We start from the raw sequence: 23800 nt of genomic DNA on the forward strand, positions 1-23800 counted from the left end.
GGGCGGCTGGGGGAGTGAAGGCGCTACCTTCGGGAATGGCGGGGGGTTACGTTTCGCGTCCGGTTGTGACGGGACGTAGCGCAGTCCGGTAGCGCACCTGAATGGGGTTCAGGGGGTCGCGGGTTCAAATCCCGCCGTCCCGATTCGCAAGAGAGCGGCCCAAGGGCCGCTCTCTTGCGTTTGGGGACGGTGGGAATTGGTCGACGCCGCTTGCTTCGGGCGCGGCTTACGGTCAAATGCCGTGCTGGCAGCGTGGATGCGTTACTTGTGCTGGGAGCATCGCTCGGCGAGGGCGAAGACGTGCTGCGGACGTCAGGCGCGCTTGGTCGGGACGCGCCCCCGGATTCGCTTGCGACGAAACGCCGGACCCACGCACCTCACGTGGAGCTCGCGTCAGTCGCGTGCCGAATACCAGTCCAACACGCGCAAGGCGCGGAGAGTGGTCCACCGACTCGGTCGGCCCTCCACCTCGGCGATGTCGACCGATATCTGGCCACGATGCCGAACCTCGAGCGGCCACCGACCGTCGCTGTCGCGCTTGGATTCGACCACGCCGATCGCCTCGGCCACGCGGCCGTCGGGTGCGACCTCGGCGCGTCGCAGATACTCGAGTCCCCGCAGCAGGTCGTAGTGCCACCAGGCCGGGAACGCGAATCGCGTCCAATTGGCGCCGCGAGCCTTACGATCTTCGATGGCTGCGCCGGTCGACCGCCGTCGAAAGAGGCGGCGCTCGAGGAGATACTCCTGGCCGCGCAGGAGGCCCTCGGTCACCTTCGGCGTGCCCCCGCCCGCTCCCTCATACGCGAGCAGGTTGCGACCCGGGCACGCTCGGCAGCGACCTGCTCGGTCGGTGTATCGGTCAGATCCTGCATCGCCTGCCAGCGAATCGAGGGGTCAGAATCAAGCAGCCACTGTATCACTCCTGGCTTTGGCTTGGAGACACCCCGGTTGCGTGGGTTCGTTTTCACCAGTTGGGCTGCCCCGGTTCCCTCGGGCGTTGTTGGGAACCTGATCTTCCGATGCGAACTGGCCGTTCGCATGCAAGGAAGACATGCGTCGAGCGCAGGGTCACCGGAGACGATGCTCGCGGGCGGTAACGTCCGCGTTGGCCTACGGAGCGGCTGCAGCCCCAGGGCGCCGAGACGCTCCTCGTAGGGAGTCTGAGACGACGGCGCGGGGACGAACGGGGGGCGTCCGGGCACGGTTTGTCGGCGCACGAGTCGGGATTCGCCTTGGCGAACCGTCGTACCCCACGCACCTTCTCGTCGAGTTCGATCACATGGACGCTGCGCATGACGCATCCCCCTGGCACCGCTTGGCCCTCCAATGTCGCCGACGGCCTGAGGATGGCACGGGCTGTGGCGACCGCCTGGGTGGCGCCCGGCGCGCACCCTGCGCTCAGAACGTCGTGCGCGCGCCAAACAAGAACTGTCCGTCATGGTTGCTCCGCGCCCCACGTCGCACTGCCTCGCTGTCGTAGGCGTCCCGCAGAGTCACCGTCAGCGACACCTGCCGCGTCACGGATACCGCGAATGCAGTACTGGTGGACGCGGTATACCGTGACGGCGCATCAACCGTCGGTTGGTACAGCGTCGTGTGCGAAAAATGAAGCGCCGGCGTGAGCTGTCGCGAGGCACGCACGCGGGTCGACCAGCGGGTCCGCGAGAATGACGACGGGGTCCCCGGCGCCGGATCGAGCGCACGCGTACGCTCGGCGAGGAGCGCCAGGCTCAGACTCACCTCGTCAGGTCCGCGCTTCACGAAGGTGAGCTTGCCGCCCACGCCCGCTGACCCACGCTGGCGAATGCGTTGCTGCAGGCTGGACTCGAGGCTGCCGAACACGAATGGACTCAGGCGACCGAAGGGGTTGTAGTCCATGGCAACGGAGAGCCGCGAGGCTCGCGCGCTCACGCGGCTCCGGTCCTCGTCGTTCGCCCGTGCGTCGGCATAGCTGAACGTTGCTTCGCTGCGCACGTCGAGGGTGCTGTCGGCCCGATTGGTCGCGAGCGAAAAGGCGATGAGGCGCCCGTGCGCCGCACCAAAGAGCACACTGGTGTTGGCCTCGGCGCGCCCGCTCCACGTACCCGTCTGCGCGAGCGCGCCATGGGTCGCACAACAGACGGCCAGGGACGCGATAACCGCGGAGCGAACGTATCTGGACATGTTCCTTGGGTTGAGGGAGTTCACAACGCATGTGGGCTCGAGCCCCCAGCATTGAGGAGCACGCGAGCGACGGTGGTGCCCGGTAGCGCCTCTGACGCCCGCCCGCGGAGAGCGAGGCGCGCAACAGGGCCCGCCAACAGCGCTGCACGTGCGGACCCGCAGCGAGCGCTGCCCGCACCGGCCAGCACACAGGATAAGCGACGAGCGCCTCGCCGGCATGGCCCAACCGTGTCGGCGCGCACCGGGTCGCCGCGCGCGGCTCCGTCACGCACATTCCCTCTGTTTCATGCTGCACGCCACCATGCCTCCCATCCGCGGCCTCCATCACGTCACCGTCGTCTCGGCCGACCCACGCGGAACGATTGAGTTCCATGCGGGCATGCTCGGCCTTCGCCTCGCGAAGCGAACGGTCAACTTTGACGATCCGTCGATGTACCACCTGTACTTCGGCGATGTCGAGGGCACACCGGGGAGCCTCATCACGTTCTTCCCGATGCCGTGGGCCGCGCGCGGCCGTCAAGGCACGGGCCAGGTGGCCACGGTCGGTTTTTCCGTTCTGCCCAGCGCCATCGGGTTCTGGATCGAGCGCCTGATCCGCTTTGGCGTTCCGTTCACGGGGCCGGCGACAAGGCGGCTCGGTGCCGGCGCGGAAAAGGTTCTCTCGTTCCGCGATCGCGATGGACTGATGCTCGAAATCGTTGGGCACGCGCGCGCCGAGGCGCGACGGACATGGCACGAAACGCCCGGCATCGACCGCGACCACGCGATTCGTGGGCTGCACGGGGTAACGCTCTGGATGGAGCACACCGCACCGACAGATCACGTGCTGAAGAACGTGCTCGGCTTTCGCGAGGCGTCAGGTGACGAGACCACGCAGCGATACGAGACGGGCGAAGGTGGCCCGGGCACGATCGTCGACGTGCGCAACGTCGGGGGATTCCTCAAGGGTGCAGAGGGCACGGGCACCGTCCACCACGTCGCGTTCTCCGTCACCGACGACGGCACGCAGCTCACGCTGCGCGATGTCGTCAGGCAGGCCGGGCTCAGGCCAACGCCGGTCCTCGATCGCAAGTACTTCCGGTCGGTCTACTTTCGCGAGCCGGGCGGCGTGCTGTGCGAGATCGCGACGGTCCCGCCCGGCTTCACGGTGGACGAATCGCCGGAACAACTGGGGGACCACCTGCGGCTCCCAGCGCAGTACGAGCCGCTGCGCCCAGAGATCGAGGCGGCGCTCCCCCCGCTGGAATGGAGCGCCCCTCCGTCGGCGGACACGAGCGCATTCGGCGAGCGCAACGACTCAGGCGACGACCCGCAGCCTTGACGATGCGAGGTCACGCGCTGTAGATCAGGTGACACCGGATGGCGGCTGCAGTCGTTGCAACACACTTGTAGTTGTCCATGGCTGTGATGCGCGCCGAGTTCACGGCGCAATGATGTTCGTGATCCGGGGCGCGAGATGGCACGCCAGCGGCAACGACACACTGCCCGCCGGACCGATCACCCTGACGAGGAGCGACGATGACGCGGAACCAGGTGTGGTGGATTGCCGGCACCTGCCTTACGCTGGCGGCACCCGTTGAGGGACAGGGACCGAACATCAGAGTGCAGGTTCCCGGCATCCCGGGCGTCGTCCTGCTCGACTCCATTGCCGAGCGCAAGCGGGTGATCGGCAACACCGAGGCGATCCTCAAGGCCATCGACTCGGCGTATGCCTTCTTTCAGCTCCCGGTCGAGGCGATCGATCCCGCGGTCGGACGGCTGCCCAACCGGCGCGTGACGCTGTCACGACGCATGGGCAAGACACCGCTGTCACGCTTCCTCGACTGCGGGCGCGGGTTCTCGGGGAACTACGCCGACATGTACCGCGTCACGATCTCCACGGCGGCCTGGCTGTCTCCCCCGCGCGGCGACACGACCGAAGTGAACATCGCGATCATCGGTGGTGCGCTGGATCCCGCCGGGACGGGCGATGGTTACGTGCTCTGCACGTCTCGCGGCTACTTCGAGGCGGACTTCGCGCGCAAAGTGACCGAGATCGTGTCGCGACGGTAGCGCGACCCTGGGGTTGCCGCCCGCGTGACCGGGGCGTATTTCGAACCGCAACTGTTGCGATTCGGGAGCGTTCCATGATGTCATGCACGGGAAGGCGCGCATTCGCGCCTGGACTGTTCCTGCCGGCGCTGTCGCTGGCCGTGCTGTCCACTGCCGCTGCGGCGCAGAGCGCGGCTGACGCTCGGCTCAAGGCGCTGTACACGGAGGAGTGGAACTGGCGCGAACGTGAGCTGAAGGAGACTACCGCGTTCGCCCGTGTGGATCCGGCGACGCAGCAGTCCCGGCTGGCCTACTGGACGCGCGTGCTCGCGACGCTCGACAGCATCCCGCTCGCTCAGCTCTCGCCGGAGGAGCGGGTCAACGCGCAGGTCTTCGGCACCTCGCTTCGTGCCCTGGCCAACGAGGTGCGCTTTCGGACGTACGAGGCGCCGTTCAACAGCGACACGTTCTTCTGGACGGACTTCACACCGCGACAGGGCCTGGGGACGCGCGAAGCATACCGCAACTACATCGCCCGCCTCCGTGACGTTCCGCGGCATTTCGACGAGCAGGTGGCCAACATGCGTGCCGGCCTCGCGCGCGGGTTCACCGTGCCGCGTGTGGCGGTGCTGGGCCGCGATCGCACCATCGAGCCGTACGTCGTGGGCGACACGACCAATCCGCTCTGGATCCCCATGAGGGATATGCCGGCCAACATCGCAGATGCAGACCGGTCGGCGATGCGCGCGGAGGCGCTCACGGTGATCAGGGACGTCGTGGCGCCTGCCTACGCAAAGCTGCTCGCCTTCATGCGCAACGAATACCTGCCCAGGGCGCGCGTCGATCTCGCGGCGGTCCGGCTTCCTGACGGGCCGGCGTACTATCAGGCGATGATCGACAAGTTCACCACGCTCAGGCTCACACCCCAGGAGATTCACGAAATCGGCCTGCGCGAAGTTGCACGCATCCGCTCGGAGATGGACGAGACGATGCGACGCGCCAACTTCACGGGATCGATGGACGCGTTCATGACGTTCCTCCGAACCGATCCGCAGTTCTACGCAAAGACGCCCCGCGAGCTGTTGTCGTACTCCGCCTACGTCTCCAAGAAGGCAGACTGGAAGTTGCGCGAGACGATCGGCTTTCTGCCGCGCTATCGTCACGGCATCCGGCCCGTCCCGGACGCCATCGCGCCGATCTACACGGGCGGGCGCGGCGGGCTCGAAACGTGCCTCATGAACACGTACGATTTGCCGTCGCGTCCGCTGTACACGCTGGCCGCGCTGACGCTGCACGAGTGCACGCCCGGTCACTCGTTCCAGGCCGCGCTCGCGCTGGAAGGGCCGGAGCGTCCCGCGTTCCGTCGAGGGACCTCCTTCTCGGGGTACGGCGAGGGTTGGGGGCTCTACACGGAGTGGCTCGGCACCATCATGGACATCTATGAGACGCCGTACGAGGACTTCGGCCGGTTGACGTACGAGATGTGGCGGGCCAGCCGCCTGGTGATCGACACTGGCATCCACCAGTTTGGCTGGTCGCGCGAACGGGCGATGGACTACCTTCGGGCGAATGCTGCGCTGTCCGAACACGAGATCACGACGGAAGTCGAACGCTACATCGCCTGGCCCGGCCAGGCGCTGGCCTACAAGCTCGGAGAGCTGCAGATTCGCCGGCACCGCCGTGAGGCCGAGGCGGCGCTCGGCGACCGGTTTGACCAGCGCAAGTTTCACGACGCGATTCTTGCCCTGGGCTCCGTGCCGCTTCCTGTCCTCGAGGAACGCATGAAGCAGTTCATCGCCGACGGTGGCGAGAACCCGCCGACGCGTCCGGCCCGCTGACGCTCACTCCACCGGTCCATTGCCGATGCTCTCCCGTCGCCGTTTCACCGAACTGTTGACCCTCTCGTCGTCGGTCGCGTTCCTCGCGCGGGACGCGCACGGGCTCGAAACCACGGCGTACTCCACCGATCCGCTGCCGAAAACGCCGGCCCGACCTGACGAGCGATTCTGGCAACAGGTCCGATCGCGGTACCTGGTGCCCGACGACGTGGCGTTCCTCAACGCCGCCAACCTGTGCCCGATGCCATTGCCGGTGCTCGAGGCGCTCGATCGGCAGAACCGCCGGTACGAGGTGGGGCCGTCACCCGATGTTCGTGCTCACCTCATGTCGGAGGGCAGGGAAGCGGCGCGTACGCTCCTCGCCACGATGCTTGGCGTGGCGCCGGAGACGATCGTGATCACGCGCAACACCAGCGAAGGCAACAACATGGTGTCGAGCGGCGTGCCACTCGGGCCCGACGACGAGGTGATCGTGTTCTCCGACAATCACCCGAGCAACCTGTTGGCGTGGACGGAAAAGGCCAGGCGGTTCGGCTTCCGTGTGAAGACGCTCGCGCACGTGGTGCCGCACCCGGGGGCCGAGTACTACGTGGATCTGTTCCGGCAGGCGATCACCCCTCGCACGCGACTCATCGGGTTCACACACCTGACCAGCAACTCGGGCGATCTCTTCCCGGCCGCCGAGATCTGCGCCATGGCACGCGCCCGAGGTGTGCTCACCCTGCTCGATGCGGCGCAGACGTTTGGTGGGCTGGACATCGATCTGTCGCGCATTCAACCCGACTTCTTCACGGGTTCGGCACACAAGTGGCCGTGTGGACCCAAGGAGTGCGGCGTCCTGTACGTGCGCCCGGACGCGCAGGATCGCATCTGGCCGAGCGTCGTTGGCGTGTACGCGGGCGCGGTCGGCGTGTCTCGCAAGCTGGAGGGCATGGGACAGCGCGACGACGTCCGGCTGGTGGCGCTGGCCGAAGCGTTGCGGTTCCGCGAGGCGATCGGCCGGTCGGTCATCGAGGCGCGCATCCGCGAGTTGGCCCAGGCGCTCATGGAAGGCCTGTCCGGGCTCCCGGGCGTGGCACTCTACACGCATCGGTCCCCCGATCGCTCGGCGTCCCTCGTGGTGGTGCGGCCGGGTGCACTCGATCCGCGCAAGCTCGGCGCGGCCCTGATGGAGAAGGAGCGCATCGTGTGCACCGTCCGCGGAGGTCAGGATCGCCCCGGACTGCGCTTCTCGCCACACCTGTACAACACGATGGCCGACGTCGATCGCACGGTGGCGACGGTGCGTCGGTATCTGTCGACGGGGGTTTAGTCTGACGCTCCCGGGCCGCACCGCCTCGTCCCGGAGCGCGGGCGCGCATCTCGTGGCGGTTGGTGGGACGGCGCGGCCGACGCGCGCCTGTCGTGCATGGACGTCGGGCAGCTCACGCGCGAAGTTCCGTTTCTCTTTCTCCATCAATCCTCCGATGCGTTTCCTTCGATGCGCGGCCGTCGCCGCGCTTGCTCTCCTCCCGGTGACGGCGTCGTCCCAGGGGTTCCGCTCCAACGACTCGACCATCCGCCGCATGTGGCAGGTGGGGATCGAACAGTCGCAGGCCGAGCGACTGGCGCAGGTGTTGATCGACTCGATCGGCCCGCGCCTCTCGGGTTCGCCGGGCTTCAGCAACGCCGTGGGGTGGCTCGAGCGCACCTACCAGGCGTTAGGAATCCCGGTGCGCCGTGAGCAGTATGGCACCTGGCGTGGATGGCAGCAGGGCACCGTACACATGCAGCTGATCGCGCCGCGCGTGCAGAACCTCGAGGTCGAGCTGCTGGCGTGGAGTCCGGGCACACCGTCCGGCCGCGCCGTCGAGGGCGATGTCGTCGTGATCCCCGACCTTGCCGATGCCGCGGCGGCCACGGCCTGGCTCCAGACGATCCGCGGCAAGTTCGTGCTGATCTCGGCGCCGGAACCAATGTGCCGCGCGCCCCAGGAACTCGAGCGGTACGCCCGGGCCTCCACGATCGAGAAGCTGAACGCGCAGCGTGCGGACCTGCGACGGACCGCCGGCGTGCGGCTGAACGCCCTCGCCTCCGCGACCGTGCCTCCCGATCAGCGCCAGCGCAGCATCTACCAGCGGCTGGACTCAGCGGGCGTGATCGGTGTGGGGACACTGCTGTGGTCGAACGGCTGGGGCGTGAACAAGATCTTCGGCGCGACCAACGATCGGGCGCCGTCGGTCGATCTCTCCTGCGAAGACTACGGGCTGCTGTATCGGCTGGCGTCGAACCGCCAGGGGCCCCGCGTCCGGTTCACGGCGGAGTCGCAGGCCACGGCGGCGGAAGTGCCGATGTTCAACGTCGTGGCCGAACTCAAGGGCTCGGAGCTACCTAACGAATACGTGCTGCTCTCCGCGCACCTCGACAGCTGGCACGGCGCCACGGGCGCCACGGACAACGGGACGGGCACGCTCACCATGCTCGAGGCGATGCGCATCCTCAAGGAGACGTATCCCAACCCCCGCCGCACGATTCTGGCCGGCCACTGGGGCGGCGAGGAGCAGGGGACCATCGGCTCGCGCGCGTTTGCGGAAGACCACAAGGAGGTCGTCGACGGGCTTCAGGTCGTGTTCAACCAGGACAACGGCACGTGGCGCGTCGAAACCCTCGAGGGGCAAGGGTTCCTCAAGGCCAGCGCCAACCTCGCGAAGTGGGTGGCGCAGCTCCCCGGGGAGATGACCGACAGCGTCAGGCTCCAGGTGCCGGGTCCGCAGGCCAACTCCGGCAGCGACCACACGTCATTCCTCTGCCGCGGTGCGCCGGCGTTCCGTCTGCAGTCGCCGTACGCCGAGTATCGCCAGTACACCTGGCACACCAACCGGGACACGTACGACAAGATCGTGTTCGACGACCTGCGGCAGAATGCGACGATGGCGGCGATGCTGGCATACGCGGCCTCAGAGGATCGTGAGCGGACGTCGCGTGACCAGGCGAGACTGTCGCTGCCGAACGGCAGCGCACGCGCGTGGCCGCGTTGCGGTACGGCGCCGCGAGCGTTCCAGCGTTAGGCGGCGCCAGCGGCTCGCAACGTCAGGCCCCTGGCCAGGTTCCGGCTGTGCGGATCAACAACGCGCGGGCATGGCCGGCGTCGGCAGGTGACGTCTTGGCGTGCGTTCCCGCTCGGTATCGTGCAGGGACGGCGCCCGGCGGGTCCGGCAGGGTCCGGCGCGGCGCGTGCCGCGCGGATACGGGGAGGCGCTAGGGTACCACCGTCTGCCGTGGGCGTACCGCCGCGCGCAGAATCTCCACCGGATGCAGCGCACGCCGTGAGGTGCCGTCGAGGATCTGATGGCGGCACGATACACCGGTCGCCGCGACGAGGGCGTCCGGTGGCGCCGCGCGCACCGCGGGAAACAGCCTCATGTCGCCGATCGCCAGCGACAGATCGTAGTGCGACGCCTCAAAGCCGAACGCGCCAGCCATGCCGCAGCAGCCCGCATCGAGTACCTGCACCGTCGCACCAGGGATCCGCTGCAGGATGCCGATGCTGCCAGCCGTGGCCAGGGCGGCCTTCTGGTGGCAATGCCCGTGAAAGAGGATGGTGCGGTTCGCCACCGGCGCCCCAGGGTCGAGCACCAGCGTGCCGTCGTCGATGGCCGCGAGGAGCAAGTCGTCGACGAGCCGTGCCTGACGAGCGATCGCGAGGGCTGCCTCGCCACGGTGCGCGAGGTGGGGAAGCTCGTCGGTCATCGTGAAGACGCACGACGGCTCACAGCCCACGATCGGCACCCCCGCCGCCGCGGAGGGCCCGAGCGTCGCGATCAGGTACTCGTGCTCCGCGCGCGCTTCGGACAGGAGACCGCTCGAAATCAGCGAACGCCCGCAACACACCTCGTCGGCAAGCTGTACCTCCCAGCCGGCGAGTTCGAGCAGCTCGATCGCTGCGCGCCCGATCGCGGGCTCGGTGTACGACGTGAACGAGTCGGCGAGAAACACCACGGCGCCGCGCACGGGCGGGCGTGACGGCTTGCGGCGCTGCCTGAACCAGCGCGGAACGGTCTCGCGCTCGAAGACGGGCAGGGAACGTCGACGGTCGATGCCGATGAGGCGTTCTGTGATCGCGCGAACGGGCGCTGCGCGCGCGAGCCAGTTGGAGACGGGCGCCGTCGCGGCGCCGAGCCGATTGAGCGTGCGCACGTGGCCAAACAGGTGCGTGCGGAGCGGTGTGCCGTGCGTCTTGTGGTAGTGTGAGAGGAACTCGGCCTTGAGGGTCGCCATGTCGACCGACAGCGGGCACTCCGTGCGGCACGCCTTGCACGCGAGACACAGGTCGAGCACGTCGTGCAGGCCGGCATCACCGAGCGCGGCGGCGGGATCGACCGCGGAGAGCGCGTGAACGAGCGCGTTGGCGCGGCCCCGGGTCGAATGGCGCTCGTCACGCGTCGCCATGAACGATGGGCACATGGTGCGCCCCGCCTGGTCGGACTTGCGGCACGCACCGATGCGCGCGCATCGGTTGGCGGCGGCCCGCATCCCGCCCTCGCCATCAAACGGGAACTGCGTGGCCAGCGGCAGTGCCCGCGGCAACGCCGGCTCGCGCAGGTGCTCGGTCATCGCGGGGGCGTCGACCTTCTTGCCCGGGTTGAAGCGCCCGGCCGGATCGAAGATCCGCTTCACCTCCCGCATCGCCCCGTACAACTCGTCGCCAAAGATGCGCCGGTTGAACTCGCTCCTGACCAGACCATCGCCGTGTTCACTGCTGTTCATGCCGCCGTACGACGTGACCAGGTCGCACACTTCGTCGGCGACCGCGCGCAGGGTGTCGACGGCTCCAGGCCGCGTGAGGTCCATGAACGGACGGATGTGCAGGCACCCTGCCGACGCATGCCCATAGAAGCCGGCGCGAAGACCGTGGCGCGAGAGCAGCTCGGCGAACCGTCGCGTGTACTCGGCGAGGTGAACCGGATCGACCGCGGTGTCTTCGACGAACGCCAGTGAACGTTCGCCGTGTTCGCCGGCCGCGCTCAGGAGGCCTAACCCCGCCTTGCGCAGTTCGCGAAACCGGGCGAGTTCTCCCGATGACTCCGCGCGCAGGACGGCGTACCCGTGCCCGTGTGCGCGCCACTGCGCCTCCACGCGGCGCGCGGCGCTGACGGCGGCGTCGCGCGTGTCACCGTAGAACTCGAGCCAGAGCAGGGCGCCCGGATCCCCGTCCAGAACCGTGACGAGCCCGCGATGCAGCGGAGATCGGCGGGCGAGGTCGAGGATGAAGCGATCGACCAGTTCGATGGCCGCCGCGTCGCCGGCGCGCGCGTCATCGACAGCGGCGATGGCACGCTCCACGTCCGTGAAGTGGCCGGCGATGCCCACCACGAAGCGCGGCTGCGGCACGAGCCGCACCGTGGCTTCGACGACAAACGCGAGCGTGCCTTCCGAGCCGGCGACGAGGTGCGCCAGGTTGAACGGCCCACGCTCCGGCAGCATGCGTTCGAGGCGATAGCCACCGGACTTGCGCCAGAACGGAGGAAAATCGCGGCGGATGCTCACCTCGTGCTGCCTGACGAGTCGGTCGACCTCTCGATGGAGACGTGCGTCCATGGAATCGCCGCGCTGACGTTGCGCCAGCGCATCGGCATCGAGGGCCTCCAGGCGCGTGCGACTGCCGTCGGCGAGCACGACGTCGAGCCCGATGACGTGATCGATCGTCATGCCGTAGCGCGCCGAGCGCGCACCGCACGAGTTGTTGCCGATCATGCCACCGAGCGTGGCGCGGTTCGAGGTCGACGTGTCGGGCGCGAACAGCAGGCCATGCCGCGCGGCGGCGCGATTGAGATCGTCCTGCACGAGCCCCGGCTGCACGCGCGCCGTCTGCGTGGTCGGGTCGAGCTCGAGCAGCGCGTGCATGTGGCGCGAGGTGTCGAGCACGATGGCGTGCGCCACGGTCTGGCCCGCGAGGCTCGTCCCCGCGCCGCGCGGGAGGATCGGCACGCCGTGGTCGTTCGCCACCTGCACGGCGGCGACGACGTCGTCGGCATCGCGCGGCCAGGCGACGCCGATCGGCTCGATCGCGTAGATGCTGGCGTCGGTGGCGTAGACGTGCCGCGACCACTCGTCAAAGCGGACCTCGCCGCGCATCGCGCGGCGCAGCGCGGCTTCGAGACCCGAGGTCACTCGCCCTGCCACATCGGAGGACGCTTCTCGACGAACGCCTTCACCCCTTCGCGGAAGTCGCGGCTCGCGTAGGCGCGCCGCACCAGGTCGTCGCCCTTGGGGGTCATCGTGGCGATGATGCGCGTGAGGGCGGTACGCGTGACCTGCAGCGTGATGGGGGCGTGTTCGGCGAGTCGCGCGCAGAGCCTCGCAAGGCTCGAGTCAAAGGCGCGCGGGTCAACGGGCGGGAGGATGAAGCCGCTCGCGTGGGCCTCGGCCGCGGTGAGGAACTCCGCGGTGAACAGCAGGTGGCGGGTGCGGCCGGCGCCGAGGTGTGCCACGAGCCGCGCCAGGTTCGACATCGAGAGGCAGTTGCCCACGGTGCGGGCAATCGGCACGCCGAACTGCGCGTCCGGCGTGCACAGCCTCAGGTCGCACGCGGTGGCAAGGGCAAAGCCGCCACCGACCGCGTAGCCCTGGATCGCCGCGACGGTCGCGAGCCTGAGGTCGTCGATGCGCGCGATGGTGGCATCGAGGCGCTTCTCGTAGGCCACGCCGTCCTTGCCCGTCCGGAAGGTGGCAAACTGCGAAATGTCGGTCCCGGCAACGAAGTGGCTGCCCGTGCCCCGCAACACAAGGACACGGAGCGAGTCGTCCTCCGCGATGCGGTCGAGGGCGGCGTCGAGCGCATCGTACATCGCCCAGGTCATCGCGTTGCGTGCGGTGGGCCGGTCGAAACGAATCGTGGCAACCGGACCGCGGGTGGTGACGTGGACCCTGCCTTCAGGTGTCATGTGTCCTCCGGGGAGGCTGCGCCTGTGCCGCGGTCGCCAGGTCCTGACGGTTCACGCCCGAGCTCGCGGCGAACCTCGTGGCCGTGTTCGCCCAGGGCCGGTGGAGGGCGACGAACGCGCGGCGGCGTGTCGCTGAACTTCACGGGAAAGCCGAGCGTACGCACGGAACCGATACCGGGATGCTGGACGGTCTCGACCATGCGCCGGGCATGCGTGTGGGGATCTTCGAGCGTCTGCGCCAGGTCGTGGATCGGGCCGGCGGGCACACCGGTGGCGAGGAATGCGTCAACCCACGCGGCCGTGGTGTCGCGCGCGAGCGCCGCCTCGATCTCCGTGACCAGCGCGACCCGATGCGCCATGCGGGCCGGATTGTCGCGAAACCGCGGGTCGTCGACGAGATCGGCGCGGTCGATCACGGTGCATAACGAGCTCCACTGCGACTGCGTCAGGGCGGCCAGCGTGATGAAGCCGTCGCGCGTCCGGAACGCCTGATACGGAGCGCTCAGGCGGTGCGCGGATCCCATCGGGCCGGGCGCGGTGCCTGTCGCCCACAGCTCCGTCGACTCCCAGACCGTGAGCGCGAGGGCGGCGTCGTAGAGTGACGTTTCCACGTGTTGCCCGCGCTGCGTCGTGTGACGCGCGTGCAAGGCGGCGAGGATGCCCGTGACCGCCAGCAGACCCGCGGACAGGTCGGCGATCGGAACGCCGCACTTCACGGGCGCGCTGCCCGGTTCCCCGGTGACGCTCATGACGCCCGTCATGCCCTGCGCAATCAGATCAAAGCCAGGACGATCCGCGTAGGGACCGGTCTGCCCAAAGCCGGATATGCTGCAATAGATCAGTCGCGGATTCACGGCCGACGTCGCCTCATGGTCTACACCGAGCCGCTTCGTCACGCCGGGGCGAAAGCTCTCGACGAGCACATCGGCCGTGCGCACGAGGCTCATGAACGTGGCGTGATCGGCCGGCGCCTTGAGGTCGAGGGCGATGCTGCGCTTGTTCCGATTCAGGGCGAGGAACGGCGCGTTGTCGCCCGCCGCCGTCCGCATCGATGCGCCGCCCATCGATCGTGCGAGGTCGCCGGTGCCCGGTGGCTCGACCTTGATCACGTCCGCCCCGAGGTCACCGAGCTGCATCGTACAGAACGGGCCGGCCATGACCTGCGTGAGGTCCACGACACGAACCCCGTCGAGGGGTGAGGGCATGGCGAATCATCGCCCGGGACCCCGGGTCGCGTCCAGTACAACGCGCGGGAGCGTGAACCACACCCGTCGCGTCGTCGCCTCGCGCTGGTGCGCGACCTGAATGGCCTGGCGTCGGGTGACCCTCTCCGCGCTGGACACTACAGGGATCACGCGGCAGCGAATCTGGACGACAACTCAACGTGCGTCGCTTGCGACGCTGCTTGCGATGACGGCTGAGCCACTCGCGGACGCAGGCCGACGGATCGGACTCATCACGGTGCGCCCGCCCCGCGCCCGTGGCGCCAGCGGGGCCTCGCGCCGCTGCCCGTGAGCGCGCGCTCACGACCGGAAAGCGTGTCCGGGCTCACACACGGCGATGTGCCGCGCCGTCGCTGCGCAGCAGTGCGTGGTGTGCACCTGCCGAGGCCCAGATCGGGCGCTAGTTTCCGACCCACGGACGGCCACGTGTGGTGCGCACGTCCCGACACCGGCCGGAGGTATCCGTTGCAGTATGTGCGCTGCGACGCCTGTGGAGCCAAGGCGCTCTTCGCCGCGTCGCGCTGCCCCAGGTGCACCCACGCCTTCTTTCTGCGCGATCACCGCGGGGGGATGGTGCCGCTGTCGCATTGCCGGAAATGCGACACGTACTACCCGAAATCCGTCGGCGGCTGCAAATGGTGTGGGACAGAGGCGTCGCCGTCCTTCAGCAGGACCGGGATCTTCGCGATCGCCGGGCTCATCGCGGTTGCCATTGCCGCGCTCGTCTACTTTCAGGGGTACGGCCGACGCGCGGCGAGCGGCGGCCCGGCCGATCCGGCCGCGCCCGCGTCGGAGTCTGTCCTCGTCTCACCGCCGCCTTCGTCAACCATCGCCGCCGTCGACACCGTCGTCCCGGGCGCCGAGCCGGTGGACTCGCTGCCTGACGACTCGGCCGTCGCCCCGATCCCGGCGGCGGCCGTTGCCGTCACCACTGCCCCGGCCGTCGCCACGATTCCCCTGCCACCAGGCGCGGGACTCCCGACGACGGTGCGCTGGACGCCGGCGCGTGCGTTGACCTACATCAACGTGCGTTCCGGGGCCGATCGAAAGGCGCCCGTCGTTGGAGTGGTGACGCCGAACATGGCCGTGGAGCTTGGCGCACGGTTCCATGGGTGGCGTGAAGTGCGCGCCGCGGGCCTGCGCGGCTGGGCCGATCCACGCAACTTCAGTTCCGACAGCTCGACGCCGCGATAGGGCGCGTCTCCTCAGTCGAGTCCCTCGTCGTCGGGACCTGAACTCCCCGCTCCGAAAATCCACGCACGCCCATGTCGAACGACGACGCTCCGACCAATCCCGCGATCTTCCGCCAGGCCATTGCCGTGCTCGCCCTCGTGGCGGGCCTCGTGGCGCTCTACCTGCACCTGGTGAAGATCGGAACGTTCGGCGTTCCGGCCTGTGGACCCGGGCATGGTTGCGTGCAGGCGTGGTATTCGCCCTGGGGCAGCTTCCTCGGCCTGGATGTCGCGCTGATCGGGGCGATCGGCTACGGCATCCTGAGTGCGGTTGCCTTCATAGGCGCGACGCCGACCCATGAGGACAACCCCGCGTTCACGACGGCCATTCTCGTGCTCACCGTCGCCGCGATCGTCTTCACCTGGCGGCTCAAATACGGCGAGTGGGCGGTCATGAAGATCTTCTGCATCTGGTGCATGGAGAGCTTCCTCACCATCCACGCCTGCCTCGTCCTCGCCTGGCTCGATCGGAAGCGACTCCGCCGCGCCGCCGCGTAGCTCAACGCACGACGAACGGCGGCGAGTAGTCGACGAGAGGCGTCACGCCCGCGGTGTTGGGCGTCGTGAAATACCGGAGGCGCAGGCGCATGGTGCCAACGACGCGCGGCTCCTCGAGGTGACCGCGCAGCTCGTAAGTCTTGCCGGAGCGGAGGCCCACCACCTTCGAACCCTCGATGAGGATACCCGTCGGCAGCACGGTCCATGAGCCATCGGCTGCGAGGCGCTCGACGGCCGCGTCGGTGCCCCCCGCGATGTAGACCGGGTCCTGGTCCCCGGATCCGCCAAAGAAGTCGCCGATTCTGCTGAAGTAGTCGCGCGTGCTGAGGTTGGCGATCGTGGCCACGATGCCGTCGCCGGCGAACGAGACCTCGTTCCACGGATACGTGGCCTTTCGCGTGCTGACGGTGAGGATATTGGCCGCATCAGCAGGAGCCTGGGGCGTCGGCGGTTCGGTCCCGCCGGTCGAGGTACCACAGGCGGCCAACAGAACGAGCGCCGCGACAGAACACGAGCGGGTCGGTGCGATCATGAGGGCCATGGTGGTTTCAGCCTCTCGACACCGTTGACGCGCCGAACCCCGAAGAACTCGTCCCTCCCGTCGCCGGGCGACCCGTCACAGGATATGATCCGGGCGAACCACCGACTGCCCCCCAAACACCGATGCGCCCGATCTCCCCCGCCCGCGAATACGACGCGCCCGCCCTGGCCGCGCTGAACAACCGATTCAACGCCGCCGGGCTCACCCTGCCGCGCTCCGAGGCGTTCGTCGAATCGCATCTCGATGACTATCGCGTGATCCGCGACGACGACGGTCATATCGTCGGGTGCGTGTGTCTGGACGAATACTCGCCGTCACTGGTCGAACTCGTGTCGCTCGCAGTCGACCCCGACCACCACCGCAAGGGACTGGGCGCTCGACTCATCGCCGCTGCGGTCGACCTCGCCCGCAAGCGGGGATACCCGGAGATCTTCGCGGTGTCGTTTTCGGATGACTTGTTCACGCGCTGTGGCTTCGCACCCAAAGACGTCGGGAGCTATCCGGAAAAGAAGAAGCGCTACGACAAGGTGTCGGCCGACGAATGGACGGTCGGGCAGAAGCACTGCTTCGCCGTCTCGCTCCGCTGAGCCCCGAATCGCCTCGCCTTCACCGGACCTTCACCTGTCCCTGGTCTCATTCATGACCACTCAGGGGAGACACTCGAAGATGACGTTTCGTGTGATCGTTGCGGGGCTCACTGCGCTCTCGCTCGCCGGCAGCGCCGATGCGCAAGGGGCTCGACAGGCCGCGCTCGGTCGCGCCGAGGCACGTCTGCCGGAGCCACTCTCGCTGGTCACGACGGTTCGCGAGCTGGCCAGCGGTCAGCTGGTCGTCGCTGACCCGATCGAGCGCAAACTCATGATCGTCGATGCGTCGCTGCGCACGAACCGGGCGCTCGGACGTGAGGGAAGCGGGCCGGGTGAGTACCGCCAGCCGGATGGCGTCTGGGCGTTTCCGGGCGACAGCACGCTGGTGATGGACCTCGGGAACGCGCGGCTCTCGGTGATCGCCCCGGACGGCCGCTACGTCCGGAGCATGCCGCTCTCGGTCCCGGGCGGCGATGGTCCGCCGATGGCCATGTTCCCGGGCGGGACGGACGCGCGGGGCAACATCTACTTTGCGCCGCCTCGCATGAGCATGCGCGTCGACACGGGCGATGTGATGCGCGCCGACTCGAAGGGCACCGCCGCTCTATCCGTGGCGCGCATCAAGACGCCAGATGTGGATCGGCAGGAGTCAGGGAGCGAAAACGCGCGCCAGGTGCAGATCCGGCCGATCCCTCTCGCGGCGAGTGATGGCTGGGCCGTCAACGCCGAGGGCGAGGTCGTCGTGCTTCGCACCGGTGACTATCACGCCGAGTGGCTGGGAGCGACGCGCCGGGTCGGTGCACCGGTGCGCGTCGCGCGCGCTACGATCGGCGACGCCGAGAAGCGCGAGTGGGTGAACCAGCAGATGCTCTCAGGCGGCATCTCGATGCAGGTCGAGGACAACAACGGCCAACGCATCGTGTCGTTTGGGCGCGCACGACCCACGCGGGAGCCGAACACGTCGGGGTACCGTTGGCCGGCGACCAAGCCACCCTTTGATCCGGCGAGCCTGCGGGTCGATGGCGCGAGCCGAGTCTGGGTGCGGCGGCATCGCCCAGCGGGTGAGCCGGTGTGGTACGACGTGTTCGGGCGAGACGGCAACCTGGTCGGTTCGGTGACGTTCCCCGCGCGACGGACGCTGGTCGGCTTTGGAGCGCGCCACTTGTACGCCGTGGAGATCGACGGCGACGGCCAGTACACCATCGAGCGGTACGCGCTGCCGCTGTGACCGACGCCAGGGCGCAGGGCGGTGCCGGGACCGTGCTCGTGGTCGAGGACGACACCAAGACCGCGGAGACGATCGCGCTCTACCTGCGCCATGAGGGCTTTCGGGTCACCCACGCGCCGGACGGTGTGGTCGGGCGACACCGTGTGGCTGCCGAGCGCTTTGACCTCGTGATCCTCGATCGAATGCTGCCGGGCGCCGACGGCATCGACGTGTGCCGACACCTGCGCGAACACGCGGACACGCCGGTGATCATGCTGACGGCCATGGTCGACGAACACGACCGACTCGAAGGGTTTGCGGCGGGCGTGGACGACTACGTGCCCAAACCGTTCAGCCCGCGCGAACTCGTGGCGCGGGCGCATGCCGTGTTGCGGCGGGTGGGTGTGCAGCGCGACCGGCGCGAGGGCAGCCTGCGCTTGGGCACGCTCTACCTCGCCGAAGCGACGCGTGAAGCATGGCTCGGCGAGCGCGCCCTGGCGCTGAGTCCCACCGAGTTCCGGCTGTTGTGGATCCTCGCTGCCACGCCGGGGCGCGTGTGTTCCCGGAGCGAGCTGTCCGAGCGTGCACTACGGAGCGCGGGAGAGTCCGACCTTCGCACCGTCGACGCGCACGTGAAGAACCTGCGGCGCAAGCTCGATCCCGGCGGTCCGGCGGACGCGTGCATCGAAACCATCTTCGCCGTTGGGTATCGCCTGCTCGCCGGCGCGTTCCGCCATGCGTAGCCTCCGCGCCCAGGTGCTGGCGCTCGTGGTGGCGTCGGTGCTCATGGCGCTGGTGCTGTTGGCGTACTTCGGCACACGCACGGCGAGCGTGCAGTTCCGGGCGATCGTGGCGTCCACGCGGGTCGCGGGAGATTCCACCGTGGCGATCCGGCTCGACTCCGCGTTGGCGCGGGGCGGAATCGATGAGGTGCGTCGCGTGGTCGAAGGGGCGGGGCGGGACTCGCTGCATGCCGTCGTTGTGGGTCTGGACGGGACGATCGTGGCCTCCGGCGACTCGGGTTGGCGCGGCCGGAGGGCCGTTCGCACACCGGGCGGCGGGCTCCGCGTGGAGCTGGGTGACACGAGCGACCTGCGTCGGATCGAGATCAGCCACGGGACGCCGCTCCGGCGATCACTCGGCGACACCGCCGCCTTCGTGTTCGCCATTCCTCGCCCCGACCTCCGGGCGGCCGCGACCCCACGGGACCTGGAGGTCGTGAGCCGCGGCTTTGCCAGGCGCTTCGGTCGCGCGCTCTGGTTAGGCATCCCGGCGCTGCTGGCAGCGGCCGCGTTCCTGGCGGTGATCCTGACCGGGCGACTGCTGGACCCCATTCGCCGCCTGACGACCGCGGCGCAGGGCATAGCCGCCGGCGACTACGGCACCCGCGTTGGTCGCACGAGTGTGAGCGAACTCCGGGAACTGGCGGCCGTCTTTGATCGCATGGCGGAGAGCCTGGAGCGCTCGGAAGGCGCGCGACGACAGGTCATGCGCGACCTCGCCCACGAGCTGCGTACGCCACTCACCAACCTCAAAGCCCAGATCGAGAGTCTGCAGGACGGGTTGCGCACGGTCGATGCGGCCTCCCTCGCTTCGCTGCACGAAGAAGCGACGGTGCTCGAACGGCTCGTCGGCGACGTCGACGTGCTCGCGCGCGCCGACGCCGGTCGACTGGAGATGCACCTCGAACCGCTCGCGTTGCGGCCGTTGGTCGAGGCGACCATCGATGCCTTTGTCCATGCGGGCCGGATCGACGCGTCACGGATTTCAGCGCACGTACCGGAGGATCTCGGTGTACATGCCGATCGCGTTCGGCTTGGGCAGGTGCTGCGGAACCTCATCGACAACGCGATGCGGCACGGCGGGGCCGGCGTCACCGTGCACGTTGGCGCCCGGCGCACCGGAGACCACGCGGTCCTGAGTGTCGTTGATACCGGTGAGGGCATCGCTCCCGAGCACGTCCCGCGCGTGTTCGACCGGTTGTATCGCGTCGATCCCTCGCGGACGCGCGCCACCGGAGGTTCGGGCCTCGGACTCAGTATTGCGCAGGCGCTGGTCGAGGCGCAGGGGGGACTGATCCGACTCGAGAGCGCGACGGGGCGCGGGACCACCGTGACAGTGGAGCTGCCCGCGCGCAACGCCTGACGTTCAGCCTGCCGGCCGTGTGGCGTCGTAGTGCGAGGGCCGCGAGCGTTTCGCCCGTGGCCTGTCAGCGCAGGCCTTACCCAGGAGAGCCTACCTGGTACCGACGCGACGGCGGGCCACGAGGTCCAGCGTGTCTCCGGCCGCAAGGGTCGCGTACGGCAGGCCGGCATCGTGCGCGCCGCGGCCGTTGTGCACGAAGAGCTTCCCACGGCCGACCACCACGGCGCGCGTGCCCTCCACGACGATGGCCGTGCCCTCGTCGAGCCCCAACCCGAGGAGTTCCGGGTGTCGGGCCACGACGGCCTGCAGGTCCAACTGTCGGCTGCGTGCCGAGACGTGCTGGTCCACCGCGACACCGCGGATGAAGCCGAACCCGGCTTCGTAGCCGGGCGCCATCATGATCGTGTTGCCCTCGCGCGCACCGCGCACCATGTACGAGGCCTGCACGGAGGCTCCCGCCGACGTTCCGCCGATGACGCCGCCGCGGCGGAGCAGTGCATGCAGCGCACGCTCGGTGCGCGTCCCCGCGTAGGCGTCGACCAGTCGCCACTGCCGGCCACCGGGGAACCACACGCCGCGGGCCCGCGAGATCGGCGCCACGAACGAATCGCTCTCCGCCACGGAGCGGTCAGTGGTGTGGCGCACGACGACGCGTCGCGCGCCGCGTGCAGTGAGCAACCGGAGGCCGTTCCAGTCTGGCGGATACAGCGAGTCCTCGCCCGCGGTGGGAATCACGACGATCGGCGCGTCCGGGCCACCGGCCAGCGCGATGAACCGATCGATGATCTCCGGGCCGAGCTGACCGCCCCCGGCGATCACGAGGTGCCCGGCCACCGGAGGTATGCCGCCTGTGGACGCGGGTGCGCTCGCGACCGGGCGTTGGCACGCGATGACCAGGAGGGCGAGGGCACTGAGAAACACGAGGGTATGGGATCTGGCAGGCATCGGCGAGTTGGTGGTCAGGAGAGCACACGTCCAGTCACTTGGCTCGTTGGGCTTTGCGCTTCTGCGGAGGAACTCTCACCGGCGTCTCGTGTCGATAGCGCAAGCGTCCAGTCACTTCGCTCGGCGGGCTTGCGCTTCAGCGGAGGAACGCTCAACGGCGTCTCTTTCATTGACGCGACGTCCTCCGTTGCGGGTGACGACTCCCTCACTGACGACATGCCCAGCGCCCCGGTCCCGGACGCGTGGCCCGGCAGGTCCGCACCGACGTCATTGCGCTCGCGCGCACCGGTAAGCTTCGGTTCTCGCACTACTCGAGTGCCAGCGCCGCGGTCACGCGATCGACCAGCTGCAGAAACCGATCACGCCCGAGGCCGACCTCGTCGGTGATGTAATGCCGCAGGCCGCGCCCCGCCGACGTCCGGTCCTTCTCCACGCTCTCGATCCGCCACGCGCCGTCAAGGTCGTGTTGCGTGATCCAGGCGCGCAACCTTGACTCGCTCACGAGTTCGTCGCGGGCGTCCATCAGGACCACCGTGGGAATGCGGAGGCGCTCGGCGCGGTCGATGCCGGCGAGCGCGGTCTCGTAGCGGAATAACGCTTCGTACGCCGCGACGCTCGTCCCGCGGTGGGAGCGCACCGGCATGGGGGCCAGCGACGGAATGAGGAAGCGCGATCCCAGGAACCGGAAGATCCGCACGAGCCGTGAGCGCGGGTGAATGCGAATCGCGGGCGCGAGGAGTACTTGCCGTGCAAAGGAGCCCGGTGGCGATGCCTCCGAGGCCAGTTCGTATACGTGGACGAGCGCCCCCAGGCTGAACCCAACGAAGCACAGCGGGACGTCGTGTGTCGCCGCCAACGAGGCGGCCGAGGCCGTCGCTTCGCGCCAGTCCTCGCGCCACTGTTCCCACGTAATCTCGCGCCAGGCTTCGAGTGCGCGCGGATCCACCTCGTCGTCGCGACGATGGCCACGGAACGCCAGCAGCACGACCGACGCCCCGCGATCCCGCAGGGCCTGGGCGAGCGGCCGCAGGGCGCTCGCCCGCTGGTTGAGCCCGTGCGCCATCAGCACGACGGCCCGCGGACGCGCCGCGGGGGCCAGGACCTCCATCGGTGCGCCCGCCGCTGCCGAGCGTCAGTGCTTCATGCCCTTCATGTCGTGGCTCCCGCACTGCTTCTCCACGCGCTCGAACTTCGTGTGCAGGGCGCCAATGGCCTTGAGCAGCTCGGCATCGGTCGCGTTCGCCAGCACCTGGTTGGCGATGGCCAGCGCATCGGTCGAGATGTCGGCGACCGTGGATCGCACCGACGCGGCCGCGCACGTCCTGGGGGGCGTGGAAGCCGACCAGCTGCGCGCGGTCGCAGCCAGCGAATCGGCTCGGGCGCGCAGGGGCTTCAGGTCCTTCTTGCCCGAGGCGGGATGGTAGGTTGCCGCGAGCACGGTGTGGAAGGCGTCCATCTCCTTCCATGCGCTGTTCGCATGCTGCATTTCGTGTTTCGGCGCCGCTGGCTGCGACTGGGCACCGGCCGAGGCGGAGGTCGCCACGATGGCGAGAGCGAGGAACGTGAGTCGGGAACGCATGAGGGCGGCAGTGTGGGGCGTCATTGAGCTGGTGCGTGAGGAAGCTAGCGCGCGTTGCGGCCCGGGTGGCGTCCACCCGCGACCAGATCTGTGGAAATGACCACTTCCTGACCGGATGTCTTCCGTGTTCGCGCAACTGCCAGCACGTGGTTGGCCAGGGCAACAGTGTCTCCATCGGCCACAACCCGGAAAGAATGACCACCCGGGCCCCGTGCTCGTCGTTATCCGCGGGCCGGGGTGCCAATGGGGCCCACCGGCGACTAGTTTGCAGTCACCAATGCAGAACGAAAACAGGCGCCCGGGCCGCCGACGCAGGCGAGGGTCAGGGAAGGGCGCGCAAGAACAGGTATCCTCCGTACCGACAGGGCGTTACGCCTACGCAGAAACGCGACGCTGGCTGTTGGCCCAGCATGGCCCGACCTGCGCCTACTGCGGTCTCCGGTACGACGAAGGCACGATGACGCTCGACCACGTGACCCCGCGCAAGGGCCTCACGGCGTACGATCGTCGCGACAACCTCGTCCTCTGCTGCAAGCGCTGCAACAGCGCCAAGGCCGACAAGTCGTTCGTCGCCTACCTCCTGGCCCAGCGGGGACGCGCCACCAATCTGCTCCGATACGGCGCGCACCTGAGTCACGGCATCGTCGATCTCGTCAAGCACCTGGCCGGTGGCATGGTGGACGAGGTGTCCGGGAGCATATCGCCGCGCATCGTCTACGGTCCCGACAGCGACGACGACTCGCCGTACCTCGACTCTCCGTACCGCGAGACGGCCTGAGAAGAGCCAGAGGGGAGCGGGTGCGCGGCTGAAAGGGGACTGGCGTCGAAGGAACGCGGTTCGGGGTGACTTGCGGGTGGGGTGACCCGCCCCAAAGTTCAGCGTCGATG

The 23800-nt window shown here is 68.7% G+C and carries 21 protein-coding genes and 1 tRNA gene; 13 read left to right on the plus strand and 9 right to left on the minus strand.

What is annotated here, in order from left to right; translation table 11 throughout:
• Window positions 1-69: 69 nt before the first annotated feature.
• Window positions 70-143 (plus strand) — tRNA-Pro (locus tag IT361_07650).
• 250 nt (window positions 144-393) lie between these two features.
• On the opposite strand, the gene IT361_07655 is transcribed toward IT361_07650, so the two are convergent.
• Both IT361_07655 and IT361_07660 read right to left on the minus strand, forming a co-directional pair.
• The gene (locus IT361_07655) at window positions 394-771 is read right to left on the minus strand and encodes a hypothetical protein (GenBank protein MCC6317550.1); all 378 of its coding nucleotides are present in this window, start codon (window positions 769-771) and stop codon (window positions 394-396) included.
• A gap of 627 nt (window positions 772-1398) precedes the next feature.
• Window positions 1399-2163, minus strand: a complete 765-nt coding sequence (locus IT361_07660) for a DUF481 domain-containing protein (GenBank protein ID MCC6317551.1) — start codon at window positions 2161-2163, stop codon at window positions 1399-1401.
• Between the two features lie 301 nt (window positions 2164-2464).
• Here IT361_07660 and IT361_07665 point away from each other — a divergent pair, with 301 nt between their 5' ends.
• The 5 genes from IT361_07665 (at window position 2465) to IT361_07685 (ending at window position 9079) form a co-directional block, all read left to right on the plus strand.
• Window positions 2465-3484, plus strand: coding sequence for a ring-cleaving dioxygenase (locus IT361_07665; protein ID MCC6317552.1), 1020 nt, complete (start codon window positions 2465-2467; stop codon window positions 3482-3484).
• Between the two features lie 197 nt (window positions 3485-3681).
• Window positions 3682-4215 carry a hypothetical protein gene (locus IT361_07670; protein MCC6317553.1) on the plus strand — a complete coding sequence of 178 codons (534 nt, stop codon included), beginning with the start codon at window positions 3682-3684 and terminating at the stop codon, window positions 4213-4215.
• A 74-nt stretch (window positions 4216-4289) separates the two neighbouring features.
• Window positions 4290-6032 carry a DUF885 family protein gene (locus tag IT361_07675; GenBank protein ID MCC6317554.1) on the plus strand — a complete coding sequence of 581 codons (1743 nt, stop codon included), beginning with the start codon at window positions 4290-4292 and terminating at the stop codon, window positions 6030-6032.
• Window positions 6033-6057: 25 nt separating this feature from the next.
• Window positions 6058-7344, plus strand: a complete 1287-nt coding sequence (locus IT361_07680; protein ID MCC6317555.1) for an aminotransferase class V-fold PLP-dependent enzyme — start codon at window positions 6058-6060, stop codon at window positions 7342-7344.
• Between the two features lie 154 nt (window positions 7345-7498).
• Complete coding sequence (locus IT361_07685; protein MCC6317556.1) at window positions 7499-9079, plus strand: M20/M25/M40 family metallo-hydrolase; 1581 nt, start codon at window positions 7499-7501, stop codon at window positions 9077-9079.
• Between the two features lie 190 nt (window positions 9080-9269).
• Here the strand turns inward: IT361_07685 and IT361_07690 are convergent, their stop codons facing one another.
• Genes IT361_07690 through IT361_07700 form a run of 3 tightly spaced genes read right to left on the minus strand, consistent with a single transcriptional unit; the run spans window position 9270 to window position 14160 of the window.
• Window positions 9270-12146, minus strand: a complete 2877-nt coding sequence (locus IT361_07690; protein MCC6317557.1) for an FAD-binding protein — start codon at window positions 12144-12146, stop codon at window positions 9270-9272.
• A 32-nt stretch (window positions 12147-12178) separates the two neighbouring features.
• The gene (locus tag IT361_07695; protein ID MCC6317558.1) at window positions 12179-12955 is read right to left on the minus strand and encodes an enoyl-CoA hydratase/isomerase family protein; all 777 of its coding nucleotides are present in this window, start codon (window positions 12953-12955) and stop codon (window positions 12179-12181) included.
• On the minus strand, window positions 12952-14160 hold the full coding sequence (locus IT361_07700) for a CoA transferase (protein MCC6317559.1): 1209 nt from the start codon (window positions 14158-14160) through the stop codon (window positions 12952-12954). The genes IT361_07695 and IT361_07700 overlap by 4 nt, the downstream gene beginning before the upstream one ends.
• 444 nt (window positions 14161-14604) lie before the next feature.
• Between IT361_07700 and IT361_07705 the strand changes: the two genes are divergently transcribed.
• A complete protein-coding gene (locus IT361_07705) occupies window positions 14605-15372 on the plus strand; it encodes a hypothetical protein (GenBank protein MCC6317560.1) in 768 nt (255 codons plus the stop codon).
• 71 nt (window positions 15373-15443) lie between these two features.
• Window positions 15444-15908 (plus strand): vitamin K epoxide reductase family protein, encoded by a 465-nt coding sequence (locus IT361_07710; GenBank protein MCC6317561.1) that lies wholly within the window; start codon window positions 15444-15446, stop codon window positions 15906-15908.
• Between the two features lies 1 nt (window position 15909).
• Here IT361_07710 and IT361_07715 read toward each other — a convergent pair whose 3' ends face one another.
• A complete protein-coding gene (locus IT361_07715) occupies window positions 15910-16449 on the minus strand; it encodes a hypothetical protein (GenBank protein ID MCC6317562.1) in 540 nt (179 codons plus the stop codon).
• Between the two features lie 122 nt (window positions 16450-16571).
• Between IT361_07715 and IT361_07720 the strand changes: the two genes are divergently transcribed.
• From IT361_07720 to IT361_07735, 4 genes are all read left to right on the plus strand, one after another.
• Window positions 16572-17036 (plus strand): GNAT family N-acetyltransferase, encoded by a 465-nt coding sequence (locus tag IT361_07720; GenBank protein ID MCC6317563.1) that lies wholly within the window; start codon window positions 16572-16574, stop codon window positions 17034-17036.
• Between the two features lie 79 nt (window positions 17037-17115).
• A complete protein-coding gene (locus tag IT361_07725) occupies window positions 17116-18264 on the plus strand; it encodes a hypothetical protein (protein ID MCC6317564.1) in 1149 nt (382 codons plus the stop codon).
• 32 nt (window positions 18265-18296) lie between these two features.
• Window positions 18297-18986, plus strand: a complete 690-nt coding sequence (locus IT361_07730) for a response regulator transcription factor (GenBank protein MCC6317565.1) — start codon at window positions 18297-18299, stop codon at window positions 18984-18986.
• Complete coding sequence (locus tag IT361_07735) at window positions 18979-20388, plus strand: HAMP domain-containing protein (GenBank protein ID MCC6317566.1); 1410 nt, start codon at window positions 18979-18981, stop codon at window positions 20386-20388. The genes IT361_07730 and IT361_07735 overlap by 8 nt, the downstream gene beginning before the upstream one ends.
• Before the next feature lie 90 nt (window positions 20389-20478).
• Here the strand turns inward: IT361_07735 and IT361_07740 are convergent, their stop codons facing one another.
• From IT361_07740 to IT361_07750, 3 genes are all read right to left on the minus strand, one after another.
• Complete coding sequence (locus IT361_07740) at window positions 20479-21333, minus strand: cyanophycinase (GenBank protein MCC6317567.1); 855 nt, start codon at window positions 21331-21333, stop codon at window positions 20479-20481.
• 307 nt (window positions 21334-21640) lie between these two features.
• Window positions 21641-22441, minus strand: a complete 801-nt coding sequence (locus tag IT361_07745) for an alpha/beta hydrolase (protein MCC6317568.1) — start codon at window positions 22439-22441, stop codon at window positions 21641-21643.
• A gap of 24 nt (window positions 22442-22465) precedes the next feature.
• Window positions 22466-22912, minus strand: a complete 447-nt coding sequence (locus tag IT361_07750; protein MCC6317569.1) for a hypothetical protein — start codon at window positions 22910-22912, stop codon at window positions 22466-22468.
• 457 nt (window positions 22913-23369) lie between these two features.
• On the opposite strand from IT361_07750, the gene IT361_07755 reads away from it, so the two are divergent.
• Window positions 23370-23690, plus strand: a complete 321-nt coding sequence (locus tag IT361_07755) for an HNH endonuclease (GenBank protein MCC6317570.1) — start codon at window positions 23370-23372, stop codon at window positions 23688-23690.
• The last annotated feature ends 110 nt before the right edge of the window (window positions 23691-23800 follow it).

The sequence above is a fragment of the Gemmatimonadaceae bacterium genome (assembly GCA_020846935.1).
In the GTDB taxonomy this organism is placed as follows: Bacteria; Gemmatimonadota; Gemmatimonadetes; order Gemmatimonadales; family Gemmatimonadaceae; genus RBC101.

Coding starts and splice junctions, on each gene's coding strand:
- IT361_07660 (MCC6317551.1), bottom strand. CDS start 2,163: ATGTCCAGATACGTTCGCTCCGCGGTTATCGCGTCCCTGGCCGTCTGT.
- IT361_07665 (MCC6317552.1), top strand. CDS start 2,465: ATGCCTCCCATCCGCGGCCTCCATCACGTCACCGTCGTCTCGGCCGAC.
- IT361_07670 (MCC6317553.1), top strand. CDS start 3,682: ATGACGCGGAACCAGGTGTGGTGGATTGCCGGCACCTGCCTTACGCTG.
- IT361_07675 (MCC6317554.1), top strand. CDS start 4,290: ATGATGTCATGCACGGGAAGGCGCGCATTCGCGCCTGGACTGTTCCTG.
- IT361_07680 (MCC6317555.1), top strand. CDS start 6,058: ATGCTCTCCCGTCGCCGTTTCACCGAACTGTTGACCCTCTCGTCGTCG.
- IT361_07685 (MCC6317556.1), top strand. CDS start 7,499: ATGCGTTTCCTTCGATGCGCGGCCGTCGCCGCGCTTGCTCTCCTCCCG.
- IT361_07690 (MCC6317557.1), bottom strand. CDS start 12,146: ATGCGCGGCGAGGTCCGCTTTGACGAGTGGTCGCGGCACGTCTACGCC.
- IT361_07695 (MCC6317558.1), bottom strand. CDS start 12,955: ATGACACCTGAAGGCAGGGTCCACGTCACCACCCGCGGTCCGGTTGCC.
- IT361_07700 (MCC6317559.1), bottom strand. CDS start 14,160: ATGCCCTCACCCCTCGACGGGGTTCGTGTCGTGGACCTCACGCAGGTC.
- IT361_07710 (MCC6317561.1), top strand. CDS start 15,444: ATGTCGAACGACGACGCTCCGACCAATCCCGCGATCTTCCGCCAGGCC.
- IT361_07715 (MCC6317562.1), bottom strand. CDS start 16,449: ATGGCCCTCATGATCGCACCGACCCGCTCGTGTTCTGTCGCGGCGCTC.
- IT361_07720 (MCC6317563.1), top strand. CDS start 16,572: ATGCGCCCGATCTCCCCCGCCCGCGAATACGACGCGCCCGCCCTGGCC.
- IT361_07725 (MCC6317564.1), top strand. CDS start 17,116: ATGACGTTTCGTGTGATCGTTGCGGGGCTCACTGCGCTCTCGCTCGCC.
- IT361_07735 (MCC6317566.1), top strand. CDS start 18,979: ATGCGTAGCCTCCGCGCCCAGGTGCTGGCGCTCGTGGTGGCGTCGGTG.
- IT361_07740 (MCC6317567.1), bottom strand. CDS start 21,333: ATGCCTGCCAGATCCCATACCCTCGTGTTTCTCAGTGCCCTCGCCCTC.
- IT361_07745 (MCC6317568.1), bottom strand. CDS start 22,441: ATGGAGGTCCTGGCCCCCGCGGCGCGTCCGCGGGCCGTCGTGCTGATG.
- IT361_07750 (MCC6317569.1), bottom strand. CDS start 22,912: ATGCGTTCCCGACTCACGTTCCTCGCTCTCGCCATCGTGGCGACCTCC.
- IT361_07755 (MCC6317570.1), top strand. CDS start 23,370: ATGACGCTCGACCACGTGACCCCGCGCAAGGGCCTCACGGCGTACGAT.